Source organism: Streptococcus sanguinis, from assembly GCF_019929145.1.
GTDB classification, from domain to species: domain Bacteria; phylum Bacillota; class Bacilli; order Lactobacillales; family Streptococcaceae; genus Streptococcus; species Streptococcus sanguinis_U.
In genome coordinates, this window is record NZ_JAHZOW010000001.1 from 1,164,034 (window position 1) to 1,180,122 (window position 16,089).

At 44.3% G+C, this 16,089-nt stretch carries 17 protein-coding genes; 2 read left to right on the forward strand and 15 right to left on the reverse strand.

Going from position 1 to position 16,089, the window contains the following annotated elements; all coding sequences use genetic code 11:
* Position 1: 1 nt before the first annotated feature.
* From ftsZ to typA, 7 genes are all read right to left on the reverse strand, one after another.
* Positions 2-1,279, reverse strand: coding sequence for a cell division protein FtsZ (gene ftsZ / locus K1I94_RS05515; RefSeq protein WP_032916021.1), 1,278 nt, complete (start codon positions 1,277-1,279; stop codon positions 2-4).
* A gap of 16 nt (positions 1,280-1,295) precedes the next feature.
* The gene (ftsA, locus tag K1I94_RS05520; RefSeq protein ID WP_002896169.1) at positions 1,296-2,654 is read right to left on the reverse strand and encodes a cell division protein FtsA; all 1,359 of its coding nucleotides are present in this window, start codon (positions 2,652-2,654) and stop codon (positions 1,296-1,298) included.
* Positions 2,655-2,775: 121 nt separating this feature from the next.
* Positions 2,776-3,987, reverse strand: a complete 1,212-nt coding sequence (locus K1I94_RS05525; RefSeq protein ID WP_002904043.1) for a cell division protein FtsQ/DivIB — start codon at positions 3,985-3,987, stop codon at positions 2,776-2,778.
* Positions 3,984-5,054: a UDP-N-acetylglucosamine--N-acetylmuramyl-(pentapeptide) pyrophosphoryl-undecaprenol N-acetylglucosamine transferase gene (locus tag K1I94_RS05530; RefSeq protein WP_223314670.1), complete on the reverse strand. Its 1,071-nt coding sequence runs from the start codon at positions 5,052-5,054 to the stop codon at positions 3,984-3,986. Before K1I94_RS05530 ends, K1I94_RS05525 begins: the two co-directional genes overlap by 4 nt.
* Position 5,055: 1 nt before the next feature.
* Positions 5,056-6,408 carry a UDP-N-acetylmuramoyl-L-alanine--D-glutamate ligase gene (gene murD / locus K1I94_RS05535; RefSeq protein WP_223314671.1) on the reverse strand — a complete coding sequence of 451 codons (1,353 nt, stop codon included), beginning with the start codon at positions 6,406-6,408 and terminating at the stop codon, positions 5,056-5,058.
* Between the two features lie 235 nt (positions 6,409-6,643).
* Positions 6,644-6,913: a DUF3165 family protein gene (locus tag K1I94_RS05540; RefSeq protein ID WP_002898040.1), complete on the reverse strand. Its 270-nt coding sequence runs from the start codon at positions 6,911-6,913 to the stop codon at positions 6,644-6,646.
* 23 nt (positions 6,914-6,936) lie between these two features.
* A complete protein-coding gene (typA, locus tag K1I94_RS05545) occupies positions 6,937-8,784 on the reverse strand; it encodes a translational GTPase TypA (protein ID WP_223314672.1) in 1,848 nt (615 codons plus the stop codon).
* A gap of 179 nt (positions 8,785-8,963) precedes the next feature.
* Between typA and K1I94_RS05550 the strand changes: the two genes are divergently transcribed.
* Positions 8,964-9,686, forward strand: a complete 723-nt coding sequence (locus K1I94_RS05550; protein ID WP_049543379.1) for a pseudouridine synthase — start codon at positions 8,964-8,966, stop codon at positions 9,684-9,686.
* Between the two features lie 69 nt (positions 9,687-9,755).
* On the opposite strand, the gene K1I94_RS05555 is transcribed toward K1I94_RS05550, so the two are convergent.
* The 3 genes from K1I94_RS05555 to K1I94_RS05565 form a co-directional block, all read right to left on the reverse strand.
* On the reverse strand, positions 9,756-10,136 hold the full coding sequence (locus K1I94_RS05555) for a rhodanese-like domain-containing protein (protein ID WP_049543380.1): 381 nt from the start codon (positions 10,134-10,136) through the stop codon (positions 9,756-9,758).
* Between the two features lies 1 nt (position 10,137).
* Entirely contained in the window at positions 10,138-10,356 is a 219-nt protein-coding gene (locus tag K1I94_RS05560; RefSeq protein WP_002898045.1) for a YqgQ family protein, read from the reverse strand.
* A gap of 91 nt (positions 10,357-10,447) precedes the next feature.
* Positions 10,448-10,963, reverse strand: a complete 516-nt coding sequence (locus K1I94_RS05565) for a Dps family protein (RefSeq protein ID WP_002911956.1) — start codon at positions 10,961-10,963, stop codon at positions 10,448-10,450.
* Positions 10,964-11,129: 166 nt separating this feature from the next.
* Between K1I94_RS05565 and K1I94_RS05570 the strand changes: the two genes are divergently transcribed.
* Complete coding sequence (locus K1I94_RS05570) at positions 11,130-11,789, forward strand: prepilin peptidase (RefSeq protein ID WP_223314673.1); 660 nt, start codon at positions 11,130-11,132, stop codon at positions 11,787-11,789.
* On the opposite strand, the gene trpA is transcribed toward K1I94_RS05570, so the two are convergent.
* Genes trpA through trpD form a run of 5 tightly spaced genes read right to left on the reverse strand, consistent with a single transcriptional unit; the run spans position 11,761 to position 16,088 of the window.
* Complete coding sequence (trpA, locus tag K1I94_RS05575) at positions 11,761-12,540, reverse strand: tryptophan synthase subunit alpha (protein ID WP_223314674.1); 780 nt, start codon at positions 12,538-12,540, stop codon at positions 11,761-11,763. The genes K1I94_RS05570 and trpA overlap by 29 nt on opposite strands.
* Entirely contained in the window at positions 12,533-13,756 is a 1,224-nt protein-coding gene (trpB, locus tag K1I94_RS05580) for a tryptophan synthase subunit beta (RefSeq protein ID WP_223314675.1), read from the reverse strand. The genes trpA and trpB overlap by 8 nt, the downstream gene beginning before the upstream one ends.
* Positions 13,746-14,333 carry a phosphoribosylanthranilate isomerase gene (locus K1I94_RS05585; protein ID WP_223314676.1) on the reverse strand — a complete coding sequence of 196 codons (588 nt, stop codon included), beginning with the start codon at positions 14,331-14,333 and terminating at the stop codon, positions 13,746-13,748. Before K1I94_RS05585 ends, trpB begins: the two co-directional genes overlap by 11 nt.
* On the reverse strand, positions 14,320-15,087 hold the full coding sequence (trpC, locus tag K1I94_RS05590) for an indole-3-glycerol phosphate synthase TrpC (RefSeq protein ID WP_223314677.1): 768 nt from the start codon (positions 15,085-15,087) through the stop codon (positions 14,320-14,322). The genes K1I94_RS05585 and trpC overlap by 14 nt, the downstream gene beginning before the upstream one ends.
* Positions 15,084-16,088 carry an anthranilate phosphoribosyltransferase gene (trpD, locus tag K1I94_RS05595; RefSeq protein ID WP_223314678.1) on the reverse strand — a complete coding sequence of 335 codons (1,005 nt, stop codon included), beginning with the start codon at positions 16,086-16,088 and terminating at the stop codon, positions 15,084-15,086. The genes trpC and trpD overlap by 4 nt, the downstream gene beginning before the upstream one ends.
* Position 16,089: the final 1 nt, after the last annotated feature.

Sequence of the window (16,089 nt, forward strand, 5' to 3'; positions counted from 1 at the left end):
ATTAACGATTTCTGAAGAATGGAGGTGTTTCCAATTCATCATCATCTTCATTAGTTTCTGCATAGCGTTCCACGCGGGCTGACGAACTTGGTTCAGCCTGACGAACAATCGCTTCGCGGCGAAGATCCCAATCACCAAAGGCTGAACCTTTAGGCGCATCCGTTCTTTGACGAGTTGGAGCAGGAATATCAATTGTTTCGGTCATATCAAAGTTTCGTTCAAACTGTCCTGAGCGAACTTCGCGATTTGGCTCAACTTGCTGCGGACGGCTTGGACTAGTAGGCTGCTGGGTCTGACGAATACCGCTGACCTTTTCAACCTTATCCTGACGGACACCAGTAGCCACAACAGTCACGCGGATTTCATCCTTCATAGACTCATCAATCGCAGTACCGAGCCAGATGTTCACACCATGACCTGCTGCTTGGTTGACAATTTCTGAAGCTTCTTCAGCTTCAATCAAGGTCATATCTAGACCACCAGTAACGTTGACAATCACGTCCTCTGCGCCATCAATGGTTGTTTCTAAAAGAGGTGAGTAGATAGCTTTGCGAGCAGCTTCGATGACACGTTCTTCACCACTACCAACACCAATTCCCATCAAAGCATTACCCTTGTCTGCCATAACTGTTTTCACGTCGGCAAAGTCAAGGTTAATCAGTCCTGGGCTGGTAATCAAGTCAGTAATCCCTTGGACACCTTGGCGAAGAACATTATCTGCTTCACTGAGTGCTTCAAGGAGCGGAGTCTTCTTGTCTACAATTTCAAGCAAGTTGTTATTTGAAATAATCAAGAGTGTATCTACATGCTCGCGAAGTTCGTTGATTCCTTCTACTGCAAAGGTTCCACGCTTGCTTCCTTCAAAACCGAAAGGACGTGTAACTACAGCAACAGTCAGAGCGCCAACATTTTTTGCGATACGAGCAATCACTGGAGCAGCACCTGTCCCAGATCCACCACCCATACCAGCAGTGATGAAGACCATATCTGCTCCTTGCAGAGCTTCAGTCAGGACTTCTTCACTTTCTTCAGCTGCCTTACGGCCTACTTCAGGCTGACCACCAGCACCAAGTCCGCGAGTCAGCTTAGGACCGAGCTGAATAACTGTTTCAGCTTTAGCACTGCTAAGAGCTTGAACATCTGTATTTGCTGCGATGAATTCAACACCAGCAACACCTTCATCAATCATTCGGTTGATGGCGTTACCGCCACCTCCACCGACACCAATAACTTTAATTACTGCGCCTTGTGCAGCAGCAGCGTCAAATGAAAATGTCATATTCTCTGTATTCTCCTTAATCAAACATTTTGCCAATTAGGTTGCGCATCCGATCTGTAATACCGGTTTTCGGTTCTTGGTTTGGCACATCAGCACTGGCAACTGGAACTTCTTGGACCGGCTCCTCAGGAATCTCATCAGCTGGTTGAGGTTCAAAGCGTGGTACTGACTGAGCAGGACGCTCAAAGGATACAGGTCGGTGGCGCAGTTGCTCATCACCATGAACAGCAACCTGAGCCAGCATATCCACATCTGTTAAGTTTCCAGCATACTCTGACAGGCTGATAACATGTGCAAAGGCTGGATTGCGAATGCCGATTTGATTCGGCACATAAAGCTTGACATTCACGCCAAACACTTCCTGAGCCAGTTCAACCACTCCTGGAAGAATAGCTGCTCCACCAATAATCACAATGCCGCCTGGCAACTCGAGGAGATGCCTTCTATCCAAATCGCGTTTGATTTGCTCAAAAATGTGTTGGATACGAGCAGAAATAATCTCAGCCAGATACTTTTCAGTTACTTCAACCGGCTCAATCTCTCCAATCACTTCTACTTGGAAAGACTCTGTCCCAGCTTCAGGAACATAAGCAGAACCATAGTTAAACTTGAGACTTTCAGCTAACTTTTGCGAAGTCTTCAAAACCTTGGAGATGTCCTTAGTTACGTAGTCGCCACCTTCTTGGTATATATTCGTATATTGAAGCTCTTGACCTTTAACAGAAGCCACTGTAGTTTGACCGCCACCCATATCAATAACAGTTGCCCCAAACTCACGTTCCCCTTCGTTCAAGATTGACTTAGTCATAGCCAATGGGGAGATAATAACGTTCTCAAGCTGAACTCCCGCGCGCTCAACTGTCTTACGAAGGTTATGCAGGATAGTTCGTGGTCCAGTGTAGAGGAGACCACGCATTTCTAAGCGAATCCCCATCATACCGCGTGGGTCACGAATCCCTTGGAAACCATCCACTACAAACTCTTCTGGGATGAAAGTAATCACTTCGCGATCAGGAGTCATACTCTTAGTCAGAGCAGATCTAACAACATTCTCTACATCTGTATCTGTGATTTCCTTAGAATCACTAGTCACAGGAATCATACCCTGAGTAGGCTCAATCTGTAAGAGATTAGCCGGAAGTCCGACATTAACTAAACCAATTGAAATGCCTGCTTTTTCTTCTGCTTGAGAAATAGCTGTCTTAATGGCAGCAGCAGCAGCCTCAATATCAACAATAATTCCATCTTTAACGCCAGCACTTTTCGCGTTGCTGACTCCAATAACATTCATTTCATCGTTGATGTGCTCTGCCACCAACACTTTAATTGAGCTAGTTCCTATATCTAATCCAGTAAAAAAGCCGTCTCTAGCCATTACACCAGTCCTCTCTATCTTCCATGTTTCCAGTCTATACTAATAACGCTAAAAATTAGAGTTACCCAAGCTTTATTATAACATAAAGAAAATGAAAATGCGCAGTTTTTCTACATATAATTTAGCGATTTTCGGTATTTCCCGGGTTTTCTGTTGAATTTTGTGGCTCTGCAGATTCTTGTTCTTGACTTTCTGTCACCTGCTCAGCCGCTTGTTCTGTTGGCTGTCCCGTCGATTCCTCTTCTGCTTTCTGCTTTTCTTCGTCAGAAGACGACGACTCGTTTTGAGCTCCTTCAACATAACTAAAAATCCCTGCTTCCATATCTACAACACTAGGTACACCCTCTTCCAGCTGCGATTGGATTCCCTTGTAATATGGCAGTTTTTTGGCAATATGTGAAATTGGTACCAAAATTTTATTGCCATCATGCATGGTCAGCGTAACCAAATCCGGTGTCACCTTGCTCGGGGTCAGCTGAACTATCTTAATATTTTTCTTAACCGAAGCCGGTACCTTTTCAATTTGAAGAGCAAATTCTTTAATCAATTTTTTATCTGAAAATTCTATCGAAATATGGGTTTCCGGCATAGAATTTGCAGCAGTTGGTTCCGAAATAATCTCCCCATTTGTCAGAATAGGATAATACTGGCCACCCTCGTGCAGATAGGCCAGAACTCCGTACTCCTTGACTTTTACCTGAAAAGTAATCGGAAACTGATAAGCCATCTCCAAGTTGTTAATCCAAGGACTAGAAGCTTTCATATTGCGGATATGATTGCCACCATTGATAAAGGTTGTTAAAGTATAGTCCTTCTCATCAATCTTACTGCTTTTGAGCAGATCTTCCTGACTGACCATTTGATTCCCTGAAAATTTGATTGTCTTCATGGTCGCCAGTGGCGTCAAAAAATAGACTGACAGGAGAAAAATCAAGCCACTGCCCAGCAAAACCGGCAGCGCTCGATAAATATGAATCCTCGAGATATGCACCTTAGCAGCTTCTTTTTCTGCCTTTTTCTGAAGTTTCTCCAGTTTTTTGCGCTCTTTCTCGCCCAATTCGGTCTCTAGCTCAGGTTCAGATGAGTCATCTTCCAAATATTCTGTTTCTTCCTCTTCATAAGATGAGTCGTCTTCTTCCGTCTCTTCAGCTATTTCTCCGCCTTCGATTGAGTCCTCAGCTTCAGCTTCTTTTACTTCCTCTTCTTCCAGCTCCTTCTGTTTACTTGCTTCTTCCTGAGCCTTCTTTTCAAGATATTCTTTATTTCGTTTCTGCCATTCAGAGAGGTGCTCACTTACCTCTTCCTTTGGCTCATCATTGTTTTTCTTGCTCATTTCTTTCCTTTATCAATATCCGCTTTCAATAAAGCATAAAATTCATCTACAGACTTGATTTCCTGAGAATTTTTCATAGCTTGATGATAAGAAGCCTGGTTCGCCAAAAGGTCATCAAGTGCTGCCTGTAAATTGCTCATATCCAGCTGCTCCTCTGCCAATTGCTTGGCATATCCCTTTTTCACAAAATAATCCGCATTTTCGATCTGATCACCACGGCTGGCTTCGCGTCCCAGAGGAACAATAATGTTCAGCTTAGCCATGGCCAAGAGCTCAAAGATTGTATTGGAACCGCCACGGGTCACCACTACATCTGCCAAGTCCATCAAAGGCTGATAGAGTTCGGTCACATAGGCTCTGCGAAAGAGACGGTCAGACAAAACATCCAAACTTGCATCGCCTGTCAGATTGATGATGTTATAATGCTCGGTCAGTGCAGCTTGATTCTGGCTGACAAAGTCATTAAAGACCTTAGCACCTGCAGAACCACCGACGAAAAGCAGGGTTGGCAGTTCCTTATCAAAATACTGACGAATTTCTTCTAGTTCCTGCGGTGGGACTGACTCTTGACTGCCGACCTTGGTTACAGCTCCGACATGCTCAATCTTGGTTAGACTAGAGCTTTGCTCAAAGGTTGCATACATCTTGGTCGCACACTTATAGGCGATTTTATTGGCCAAGCCAATGGATAGATCCGACTCATGAACATAGACGGGCACTCCGGACAGCCGAGCTGCAATCACGGGCGGAACGGATACGAAGCCTCCCTTAGAAAAGAGGGCCTGCGGCCGAACCTTGAGCATAATACCCAGCGACTGGAAAATGCCCCAAACAACCTTAAAGCCATCCAGCAGATTCTGCCATGAAAAATAGCGGCGAAGCTTACCCGTAGCTACCGAATGGAAGGTCACGTCCAGTCCAGACTTTTGGATTTCCTGGTACTCAATACCATGCTTATCGCCAATATAATGAACCTGCCAGCCTTCTTTGATAAATTTTGGAATCAGGAGAAGGTTGAGGGTTACATGCCCGACCGTTCCTCCGCCTGTAAATACAATCTTTTTCATTTTAACCTTTTAATTCTTCAAATGCAGCGAGAAACTCATCGCCACGAACTTCAAAATTACTATACATATCCCAGCTAGCATTGGCAGGACTGAGCAAGACAATGTCTCCTGGCTCCGATTGAGCAAAGGCCTTATGAGCCGCATCCCGGACATCAGTCGCATCCAGATAAGAAACACCAGCCTGATCAGCCGCCCTCTTTACACGTGCAGCCGATTGTCCTAAGATAACCATTTTCTTGAGTCCTTTGAGGTCAGGCACTAGCTCGTCAAATTCATTGCCACGGTCCAAGCCACCTGCAATCAGAATCACCTTGCTATTGTCAAAACCAGATAAGGCTTTCTGGGTTGCCAAGATATTGGTAGACTTACTGTCATTGTAAAAGGCAACCTCATTTACCTGCCCCACATACTGAAGACGGTGCTTAACACCCCCAAAAGCTGACAAGACTTCTTTAATCGTCAGATTGTCAATACCACGAAGCTTGGCTACTGCAATCGTAGCCAGAGCGTTTTCAACATTGTGACTGCCAGGAACGCCGATTTCAGCCGCCTGCATAATCGCTTCTCCACGGAAGGTCAAGACATCACCCTCTAAATAGGCACCATCCACCTTTTCAGTCGTTGAAAAAGGCACAACAGTAGCCTGAGTCTGGCTAGCCATTTCCTTGGCCCATTCTTGATTGAAATTCAAAACCAGATAATTATCAGCTGTCATGTTTTTCTGGATATTCCACTTGGCAGCTGCATAGTTCTCAAGAGATCCGTGATAATCTAAATGAGTCGGCATGAGGTTGGTAATAACAGCGATTTGCGGATGAAAAGCCTCAATCCCCATCAACTGGAAGGAAGACAGTTCCATGACCAGTGTATCCTTGCTGCTGGCTGTTTGGGCTACCTGACTAGCAGGAAAGCCGATATTACCAGACAAGAGACCATTTTGACCACCAGCTGTCAAGACTTGCGCAATCATGGTTGTGGTCGTCGTCTTACCATTTGAACCCGTAATACCAATAATCGGTGCTTCAGAAATTAGATAAGCCAACTCGACTTCAGTAATAACTGGAATCTTCTTCTCCAAAGCTCGGACGACCATGGCATTGTCATAGGGAATACCTGGATTTTTCACCATCAGTTCAAAATCTTCGTCCAATAACTCCAAAGGATGGCCTCCTGTCACCACTTTTATACCTTCTTCTAGCAAGGATTGAGCAGCAGGATTTTCCTCGAAAGGTTTACCGTCGTTAACTGTCACGATGGCTCCTAATTTATCTAAAAGGCGAGCAGCTGACTCACCCGACTTGGCCAATCCCAGAACCAAGACCTTCTTATTGGCAAAATTTGCTATTTTTTTCATAAGCAACCTCTTCCATTCATACTTCATTCTATTTTACCTTTTTTTGTGAAAATAAAAAAGACATAGGAGTCTTTTATTTTCGACTGTTAGCAAGTTTTGAAAAAAATGATATGTTTTCATCAATTTGAAATATTTTGTAACATAAGCCTATTGTTTTTGTAAAAAATAATTCAACAAAAGAAAAAGAACAAGAGCTTAAAACGTCTATCCGACCTTCTAAGTTCTTGCTCATTTATTATTCTTCATCAAAATTCTTTTTTGATTTTTTAGGCGGCTTGAGACGATTAATATCCCGCAAAGCCAAGACGGTCACTACGGATAGGCCGAAACCTACAAAATATTCAGCCGGCAACTGGAAAATTTTAAAAATGCCTAAACCAAATAAGATAATTAAGGCCACAATCAGTAAAACCATGGTCACAGCATTAACAGTCCCTTTAATACTGGATGGAACAGCAAAAATGTAGAAAAAGAGGATTAAAATCCCAATGATAAGATAAACCATCTTGCTGCTCCTTTCCCTTTTGCTTATTCAGCTGCAGCTGATTTTTTCTTTTTATTGGCTTTTTCGCGTTCTTGTTTGTTCAAAATTTGCTTGCGCAGACGAATAGATTCTGGCGTTACTTCCATGTACTCATCATCGTTCAAGAATTCCAAAGATTCTTCCAATGTCAAGATACGCGGCGTCTTGATAACTGCTGTCTGATCCTTGGTTGCAGAACGTACGTTAGTCATCTGCTTAGCTTTAGTGATATTAACAGTCAAGTCATTTTCACGAGAGTTTTCACCGATAATCATTCCTTCGTAAACCTCAGTACCTGGGTTGACAAAGATCGTTCCGCGCTCTTCGATAGACATAATAGAGTAGGTCGTTGCCTTACCAGCATCTATTGAAACAAGGGCTCCACGGTGACGGCCACCAATTTCACCTGGAATTACTGGCAGGTATTGATCAAAGGTATGATTCATAATCCCATAACCGCGAGTCATTGACAAGAACTCAGTAGAGTAGCCAATCAAACCACGAGCAGGAACCAAGAAGACCAAACGAGTCTGTCCATTTCCTGTAGCCACCATGTCTAGCATTTCACCCTTACGTTCTGAAAGGCTTTGGATGACAGAACCTTGGTATTCTTCTGGAGTATCGATTTGGACTCGTTCAAATGGTTCGCACTTAACGCCATCAATCTCTTTTACGATAACTTCTGGACGAGATACTTGAAGTTCATACCCCTCACGACGCATGGTTTCGATAAGGATTGACAAGTGCAACTCTCCACGTCCTGAAACAGTCCATTTATCTGGTGAGTCCGTTGGGTCAACACGAAGGGATACATCTGTTTGCAGTTCTGCTTGCAAGCGTTCTTCCACCTTGCGAGAGGTTACCCATTTTCCTTCACGACCTGCAAATGGTGAGTTGTTTACCAAGAAGGTCATTTGAAGCGTTGGCTCATCGATGTGTAGTATTGGAAGAGGTTCAACGGCATCTGTTGGAGTAATGGTTTCACCAACAAAGATATCTTCCATACCGGATACGGCAATCAAGTCACCCGCTTTAGCTTCTTGGATTTCACGACGTTCCAAGCCAAAGAAACCAAAGAGTTTTGTGACACGGAAGTTCTTCGTTGTTCCGTCTAGTTTAGAAAGGGTAACTTGGTCCCCAACTTTCACACTACCACGGAAGACACGCCCGATACCGATACGACCTACGAAGTCATTGTAGTCCAAGAGTGAGACTTGGAACTGCAAAGGCTCATCTGAGTTGTCCACTGGAGCAGGGATATGGTCGATAATGGTATCAAAGATTGGTGCCATTGTTTTTTCTTGATCAGCAGGATCGTCAGAAAGTGAAGAAGTTCCGTTGATAGCTGAAGCATAAACAACTGGGAAATCAAGCTGGTCATCGTCTGCACCAAGCTCAATGAAGAGTTCTAAGACTTCGTCAACTACTTCTGCTGGACGAGCTGATGGTTTGTCGATTTTATTTACAACAACGATTGGGACAAGATCCTGTTCAAGGGCTTTTTTCAATACGAAACGAGTTTGTGGCATGGTTCCTTCGTAGGCATCTACCACCAAAACAACACCGTCAACCATTTTCATGATACGCTCAACTTCTCCACCGAAGTCCGCGTGTCCTGGTGTGTCCATGATATTGATACGAGTTCCATTGTAAGCAACGGCTGTATTTTTAGCAAGGATGGTGATACCGCGCTCCTTTTCAATATCGTTTGAGTCCATTGCCCGCTCTTGCAGCTCTTTACGTTCATCTAGTGTATGAGATTGCTTCAGCAACTCATCGACCAAGGTTGTTTTCCCGTGGTCAACGTGGGCGATAATCGCAATGTTACGGATATCTTCTCTTAATTTTGTCATGATTTCCTCTGAATTTTTAAATTTTATTTCTAACTGAACAATTATACCACAGACGCAGGCAAAAAACACGGCTTTGATAAGTGTAAATGTTTTCATTAAAAAATATGGGAGCTCCATGAGGATTTGCATTTCTCATCCTGAAAATTTATGATATGATTTAGAAAAAAGAAGGAAAACAGATGCGCCTCGACCAACTGCTGGCTGCCAATCATATCAGCCGAAAAAAGATGAAACAAAGCCTTTTACAAAAACAGATTTTTGTGGATGGTAAGCCCGCCTGCAAACTCAGCCAAAACGTTGATACCGGCCTGCAGCAGATTACTTTTCAAGGAAAACAGGTCAGCGGTCCTGCCCACCGTTACTACATGCTGAATAAACCCGCAGGTGCAGTCACTGCCAATCGCGACGCTGAAAAATTGACTGTTCTGGATTTACTGGACAAGGAGGCAGAGAAAGAAAATCTTTACTCTATCGGACGGCTGGATAGAGATACAGAAGGACTTCTTCTGATTACAGATAATGGTCCCTTGGGATTTCAGCTGCTGCACCCTCAATACCATGTCGAAAAAACTTACTATGTAGAAGTCAATGGACCTTTAACCTCGCAGGAAAAAATTGCCTTTCAAGAAGGCATTCGCTTTTTAGACGGCACCGTCTGTCAGCCAGCCCAGCTTTCTATCCTCTCTAGCAGCTCCAGTCTGAGCCATGCTACCGTCAAGATTTCTGAGGGAAAATTCCACCAGATCAAAAAGATGTTTCTGGCAGTTGGTGTCAAGGTCGTTTATCTCAAGCGGATTCAGTTTGGAGATTTTACATTAGACCCAGATCTAGCAACAGGTGATTACCGTCCTTTAAACCGAGAAGAATTAGCGATTATTAAAAAATATTTGGAGAAAAGTTAGTAAAACAAAAAAGCTTTAAAAAGTAAAGCTTTTTTTGTTATTTCACCAATCCGTTCATGAAGCGTTTTATCAGCTAGCCTTCACCTTGCCATTCCAAGAATCCAACCCATAAGAAAGAATATAAATTTCTTTAAATCCTTGTTTTTTCAGATACAGAGCAGCATTGGTTACGCGCTGACCACGACTATTTTCATAGAGGAGAACAGCCTTGTCCTTACGAAGTGCACCGACACTATCCTTCAGCTGCTGAGATGGAATATTGCGAGCACCTAAGATATGCTTCCGATGGAAATCAGCTGGATCCCGCAGATCAACCAACTGACCTTGGCGAATCAAATCTTCAAATTCCCCGTTATCCACGATTTTTGCTGCCTGACGAAGGCGCAGATAATTAAAGCCCATCCAGCCAATTATTCCCAAAAGTACCGCCCACAAAATCCAAATTGTCATCTCAAGTCTCCTTTTTCTTTTCTAAATATTCTAACTCTAAGCGATGTTCTCGGCGCAAGACTGCCTCTGCCTCAAAATAAGCTAGCTTATCCATTAGACCAGCATCATAAATTCTCTTCAGCTCGATTTTCATCATCTCAATATCGTAAAGGCGCTTGCCCATATAGATAATGATTCCGAAACTTTTAAGAAATTGCTGAACATCATACAGGGTTTTCATGAGCTATATTTTATCAGATTTTCCAGCGCTTTTCAAGATGAAAAAAGCAGAAAGGAAAGCCTGTTTCCTTTCTGCTTCGCATGGATCATTTTTATAAACCTGGTGCTTGACCAATTTCAGCTGTCAGCATCCAGATAGTCTTTTCAAGGTCAGCCTTGGCACCGACAAAGATATCATTGGTTACATCGTCCCCTTCTTGGTCTGTTACATCCAAAGCTTCTTGGTAAAGACCTGTCAGATAACGGAAAATCTCAATCACACGCGCTAAGCTTTCTTCTACGTTTTTGCTAAATTCACCAGCTTTTTCTTCGATCTTACTATGTTGGATAAATTCTGTCAAAGTAGAGTATGGTTTACCACCCAATGTAATCAAACGTTCACTGACTTCATCCAAAGTTGTATCCAAAGTTTCCATGTATTCATCCATTTTTGGATGCCAAACCATGAAGCCCGCGCCACGCATATACCAGTGAACTTGGTGAAGAGCGATATGAGCTGTATAAAGGTCTGCCACTACTTGGTTAAGAATAGCCTTAGTCTTTGGCAAAGCCTTTTGATTGCTGAAAGTAGCTACGTCAGTTGCTGCACCATTTTTTACTTGTGTCATTGTATTTACCTCGTTTTTATTTATAATGATTCTAATCTTTTTAGATTATGGTTTAATTATAATGCTTCTAAATAAGAAAGTCAAGGCAAAAGATTCAAAAAAAGACTTTATTAGAAAAGTTGCAAAATTTCAGAATTTTTCTGTTTAAAATTACGAATAAATAAGTATGATTCACCTATACTTTTTTATCGTTGGTACTGTCTTTGCCTCATTCCTAGGCTTGGTCATCGACCGCTTCCCAGAGCAGTCTATCATCGCTCCAGCTAGCCATTGCAATGCCTGCGGGAAAAGATTGGCTCCCCGTGATTTGATTCCTATTTTTTCTCAAGTCATGAACCGTCTTCGTTGCCGCTTCTGTGGAGGCCAGATTCCTTTACGCTATTTATTTTTTGAATCTACCTTGGGCGGTCTTTTTCTGGCAACTTCGCTTGGCACGATTTCCATCAGTCAACTCCTACTATTCACTATGGGCTTGACCCTAGCCATCTACGATCAAAGAGAGCAGCAATATCCCCTGATGGTCTGGCTGATTTTTCAGCTCTTGCTGATGGTGACAGCAGGCGTCAATCCTCCCATGCTCTTCTTTTTAGCCCTAGGACTTCTAGCCTTCTTTTATAATCTTCGTATTGGAGCTGGCGACTTTCTCTTTCTGGCGTCCTGCTCTGCTATTTTCAGCCTAACGGAGATTCTCATTCTTATCCAAATCGCTAGCTTCTCTGGTCTTGCCTGTTTCTGCTTTAAAAAGAAAAAAGACAGGCTGGCTTTTGTACCCTGTCTTTTGTTTGGTGTCGTGGTTCTTATTTCTTATAAGCTGCTGCTTCTTTGATAAAGGCTGCTATACTGGCGTCCTTTTCATGAAGAGCTTTGACAATCTTAGATCCGACAATGACTCCATCTGAGACTTGATTGAAACGGTCAACATCTTCTAAAGTTGAAACGCCAAAGCCCGTCAGTACTGGAATCTCTGCAATATCATGAAGCTTACTCAGATGCTGGTCCAAATCATTGCGGTAGCTTCCGCTCTTACCCGTCACACCGTTGATGGCTACAGCGTAGATAAAACCTTCCGCTTCCTTGATCAGCTCCTGCTGACGTTCTAGGCCAGTCGTCAGGCTCACTAAAGGAACTAGAGCAATATCTGAATCTTCCAGCAGAGGCAAGATAAAGTTCCTGTGCTCGTAGGGCAGATCCGGAATGATTAATCCTTTAACCGGTGTCCTAGCCAAATCCTTGACAAAATCTTTGAGACCGTACTGGAAAATGGGATTGAAGTAGGTCATGATAATGAGAGGAAGCTGAGTGTCCAACTTCTGCAAGCTTGCCACTAAAGACTTGGCCGAAGTATGATTGCCCAGGCTTCTCAGACCGGCTTCTTCAATAACAGGCCCATCTGCAACCGGGTCTGAAAACGGCAGACCGATTTCAATGGCCGACACACCCAAGTTTTCCAAAAATGAGATGGTTTCTGGTAATCCTGCCAAACCTTTCTCATGATCACCAGCCATGATATAAGGAAGGAAAATCCCCTTTCCTGCTTTTTTGATGGCTTCTAAATGCTGAGTGAGTGTTTTAGTCATGGGCACCTCCTTTTTGAGCCGCTTCACTTTCCAAGCGTTCCTTTACCTGAACGACATCCTTGTCACCACGGCCGGATAGGCAGACAATCATTGATTTATCTGGTCCCAACTCCTTAGCCAACTTAACTGCGTAAGCAATAGCGTGGCTAGACTCTAGAGCAGGGATAATCCCTTCAATACGAGACAGGAGCTGAAAGGCTTCCAAAGCTTCTTCATCCGTGACTGGGACATAAGTGGCGCGCTGGATAGCATTAAAATGAGAATGTTCAGGACCGATGCCCGGATAGTCTAGTCCGGCAGAGATAGAGAAAGCTTCCAGAATCTGCCCTTGCTCATCCTGTAGGACATCCATCAAGGCACCGTGTAAAACACCCGGCCGGCCTTTAGTTAAGGTCGCAGCATGTTCATCTGTATCCACGCCCCGCCCAGCTGCTTCTGTTCCATACATAGCCACTGAGCTATCGTCTACAAAGGGATAAAAGAGCCCAATAGCGTTGGAACCACCGCCAACGCAGGCCACTAAAGCATCTGGCAAGGAACCTACATTTTGCTCAGCAAACTGGCGCTTGGCCTCACGCCCAATCACACTCTGATAATCGCGGACAATCTCTGGGAAAGGATGGGGACCTAAGGCTGAGCCCATAATATAGTGAGTATCATCAACCTGAGCCACCCAAGCTCGCAAGGCAGCATTAACTGCATCCTTGAGGACTCGAGAGCCATCGATCACTGACTCTACCTTGGCTCCTAAAAGTTCCATTCGAAAGACATTGAGGGCTTGGCGCTTGACATCTTCTTCGCCCATATAGATAGTACAGTCCATATTGAAAAGAGCTGCAGCTGTGGCCGTGGCTACTCCGTGCTGACCTGCACCAGTCTCTGCAATAATTTTCTTCTTGCCCATTCGCTTGGCCAATAGGACCTGGCCTAGAGCGTTATTGATTTTATGGGCCCCGGTATGGTTGAGGTCTTCCCGCTTCAGATAAATCTTAGCACCGCCAGCATAGGCTGTCAGATTTTTAGCAAAATAGAGAGGATTTTCTCGCCCTACATACTGCTTCAGCAACTCATCCAGCTCAGCCTGAAAGGCTGGGTCTTTTTTACTCTCACGGTAAGCTTTATCCAGCTCCAAAACTGCTGTCATCAGAGTTTCTGGAACAAAGCGCCCGCCAAACTCACCGTAAAATCCTTCTTGATTGGGTTGATTATATGCCATGTTTCACTCTTTCTATAAATTCTGTTATCTTTTCTAAGTCCTTCTGGCCGTCAGTTTCGACCCCGCTTGAGACATCAACTGCGTAAGGAGCAAAGTGCTGAATCGCTTCTCGGACATTTCCTGCATTCAAACCACCGGCGATAAAGAAGGGCTGGTGGATTTGATTCTTGTCGAAAGATTGCCAATCAAAGGTCTTACCACTACCAGCAAGAGGTGCATCAAAGAGCAGGTAGTCCGCTTGTTGGCTGACATCTTTTAACGCTCCCTTGACCTGATAAGCTCGAATAACCGGCCGGCCAATCTGAGTCAGGAACTCTTCATCAAAATCGCCATGAATCTGCACCAAATCGAGATTTGCCACTGAAATAGCTTCCTGTAGCTCTGCCAAGCTCGGAGAGACGAAAACTCCTACCTTTCGGACAGCAGGCGGCACCAAGGCAGCTAACTTCTGAGCTTGCTCCAAACTGACCCTCCGACGGCTCTCAGCAAAGACAAATCCAATGTAATCTGCACCAGCCTGGCATGCCGTTTCCACAGCGCTGGCCGTTGATAAGCCGCAAATCTTAACCTTTGTCAATTTTCAGCTCCTTGATTTTTTCTGCCACATCCTCAGCCTGCATCAGGGCTGTTCCGACTAAAATCGCATGGAAATAAGGAGCTACTAGCTTAGCATCTTCCTTACTGAAAATAGCGGACTCAGATACGTAAACCCTGTCATCTTTGAAATGGGCAGACAGCTGGAGACTTGTATTGATATCTGTCTCAAAAGTAACTAGATTGCGGTTATTGACACCGATTATCTGTGCTCCTATTCTATGGGCAATTTCCAGCTCCGCCAGATTATGGGTTTCGACCAGAACTTCCAAGCCTAAACCTGTCGCAAAATCATAGAGTTCTTGCAGCCGCTTTTCAGACAAGGCAGCCACAATCAGAAGAATAACTGTCGCTCCAGCATTGCGGGCGCGAACAATCTGCTTTTCATCAATGATAAAGTCCTTATTGAGGGTCGGAATGGTCACTTGACTGGAAATCTCTCTCAGGTAATCCAGATGGCCTTTAAAGAAAATCTCATCTGTCAGGACTGAAATCATAGCTGCACCGCATCGTTCATAGGTGCGAGCCTGCTCCACAATATCCACACCGAGATTAATATCTCCCAGACTTGGACTGGCTTTTTTGACCTCAGCAATCAGCTGCAGCTCTTGGAACTTGCTTTTGAGATACTCATAGAGAGAATAGGTCGAGCGCAGGGGCTGCAGCTCTTCATAGGACATAGCCGCCACTTCCTGCTCTTTTTGCTTTAGAATGGTTGGGAGAAATTCTTTACTCATTTCTGATACTCCTGTAGTTGCTTGAGTTTTTCATAGGCTGCGCCACTAGCAATCACTTGGCGGGCCAAAGCTATTCCTGCTTCTATACTGTCTGATTTCCCATTAGCGTAGAAGCCCAATCCAGCATTCAGAACTGTCGTTTCCAGATAGGGACTGGCTTGATTTTGCAGGACAGATAGCAGAATTTCTGCATTTTCCTTGGCATTGCCTCCACGAATCGCTTCAAGAGGTATTTCTTCCATGCCAATATCTGACGGCAGAAAGCTGTGCAGGCTGATTTGCCCATTTTCCAGCAGAGCATACTGGGTTCGGCCATGAAGACCCGCCTCGTCAAGACCATCTGGCCCCGACACAACTACTGCACGCTTACGGCCCATATTTTTCAAAACCTCTGCTGTGCTCTCTAGCATATCTGGCCGGCTGGTCCCCAAAAGCTGAGTTTCTAGACTCATGGGATGGATGAGCGGACCAGTTAGATTCATGATAGTGGGAATGCCGAGACTAAGGCGGGCTGGCATGATATATTTCATTGCTGGGTGCATATTCTTTGCAAAGAGAAAGACGATACCTGTCTGCTCAAAAACCTTGCCCAAGCTAGCAGCGTCCAAGTCTAGATTAATCCCCAGAGCTTCTAAGACATCAGCTGAGCCTGACTTAGAAGAAATAGATCGATTGCCGTGCTTGGCCATCTTAATCCCGCCACCTGCCAGTACAAAAGCTGCTGTAGTTGAAACATTGAAGCTGAAAGACTTGTCTCCGCCCGTACCGCAATTGTCCATGGCAGTGCGAATAGTGGTCGGAATCTGCTTAGCGTGGCCTCGCATTACCTGAGCCAAAGCAGTTCGTTCCTCAATCGTCTCCCCCTTCATCTTAAGCCCCAGCAAGAAAGCTACAATTTGAGACTCTGTCACCCGTCCAGTGACAATACGCTCAATCACATCTGTCATCTCAGCGCTGCTTAAATCCTTAAAATCAGCTAGTTTTGCAATAATCTCTTTCATA

What these genes read in the sequence shown, in the direction of transcription:
- ftsZ (WP_032916021.1), bottom strand. Translation starts at nt 1,279, where the DNA reads ATGACATTTTCATTTGACGCTGCTGCTGCACAAGGCGCAGTAATTAAA.
- K1I94_RS05555 (WP_049543380.1), bottom strand. Translation starts at nt 10,136, where the DNA reads ATGACAATTTGGATTTTGTGGGCGGTACTTTTGGGAATAATTGGCTGG.
- typA (WP_223314672.1), bottom strand. Translation starts at nt 8,784, where the DNA reads ATGACAAAATTAAGAGAAGATATCCGTAACATTGCGATTATCGCCCAC.
- K1I94_RS05525 (WP_002904043.1), bottom strand. Translation starts at nt 3,987, where the DNA reads ATGAGCAAGAAAAACAATGATGAGCCAAAGGAAGAGGTAAGTGAGCAC.
- K1I94_RS05570 (WP_223314673.1), top strand. Translation starts at nt 11,130, where the DNA reads ATGATTCACCTATACTTTTTTATCGTTGGTACTGTCTTTGCCTCATTC.
- trpC (WP_223314677.1), bottom strand. Translation starts at nt 15,087, where the DNA reads ATGAGTAAAGAATTTCTCCCAACCATTCTAAAGCAAAAAGAGCAGGAA.
- K1I94_RS05540 (WP_002898040.1), bottom strand. Translation starts at nt 6,913, where the DNA reads ATGGTTTATCTTATCATTGGGATTTTAATCCTCTTTTTCTACATTTTT.
- murD (WP_223314671.1), bottom strand. Translation starts at nt 6,408, where the DNA reads ATGAAAAAAATAGCAAATTTTGCCAATAAGAAGGTCTTGGTTCTGGGA.
- ftsA (WP_002896169.1), bottom strand. Translation starts at nt 2,654, where the DNA reads ATGGCTAGAGACGGCTTTTTTACTGGATTAGATATAGGAACTAGCTCA.
- trpA (WP_223314674.1), bottom strand. Translation starts at nt 12,540, where the DNA reads ATGACTAAAACACTCACTCAGCATTTAGAAGCCATCAAAAAAGCAGGA.
- trpB (WP_223314675.1), bottom strand. Translation starts at nt 13,756, where the DNA reads ATGGCATATAATCAACCCAATCAAGAAGGATTTTACGGTGAGTTTGGC.
- K1I94_RS05550 (WP_049543379.1), top strand. Translation starts at nt 8,964, where the DNA reads ATGCGCCTCGACCAACTGCTGGCTGCCAATCATATCAGCCGAAAAAAG.
- trpD (WP_223314678.1), bottom strand. Translation starts at nt 16,088, where the DNA reads ATGAAAGAGATTATTGCAAAACTAGCTGATTTTAAGGATTTAAGCAGC.
- K1I94_RS05565 (WP_002911956.1), bottom strand. Translation starts at nt 10,963, where the DNA reads ATGACACAAGTAAAAAATGGTGCAGCAACTGACGTAGCTACTTTCAGC.
- K1I94_RS05560 (WP_002898045.1), bottom strand. Translation starts at nt 10,356, where the DNA reads ATGAAAACCCTGTATGATGTTCAGCAATTTCTTAAAAGTTTCGGAATC.
- K1I94_RS05530 (WP_223314670.1), bottom strand. Translation starts at nt 5,054, where the DNA reads ATGAAAAAGATTGTATTTACAGGCGGAGGAACGGTCGGGCATGTAACC.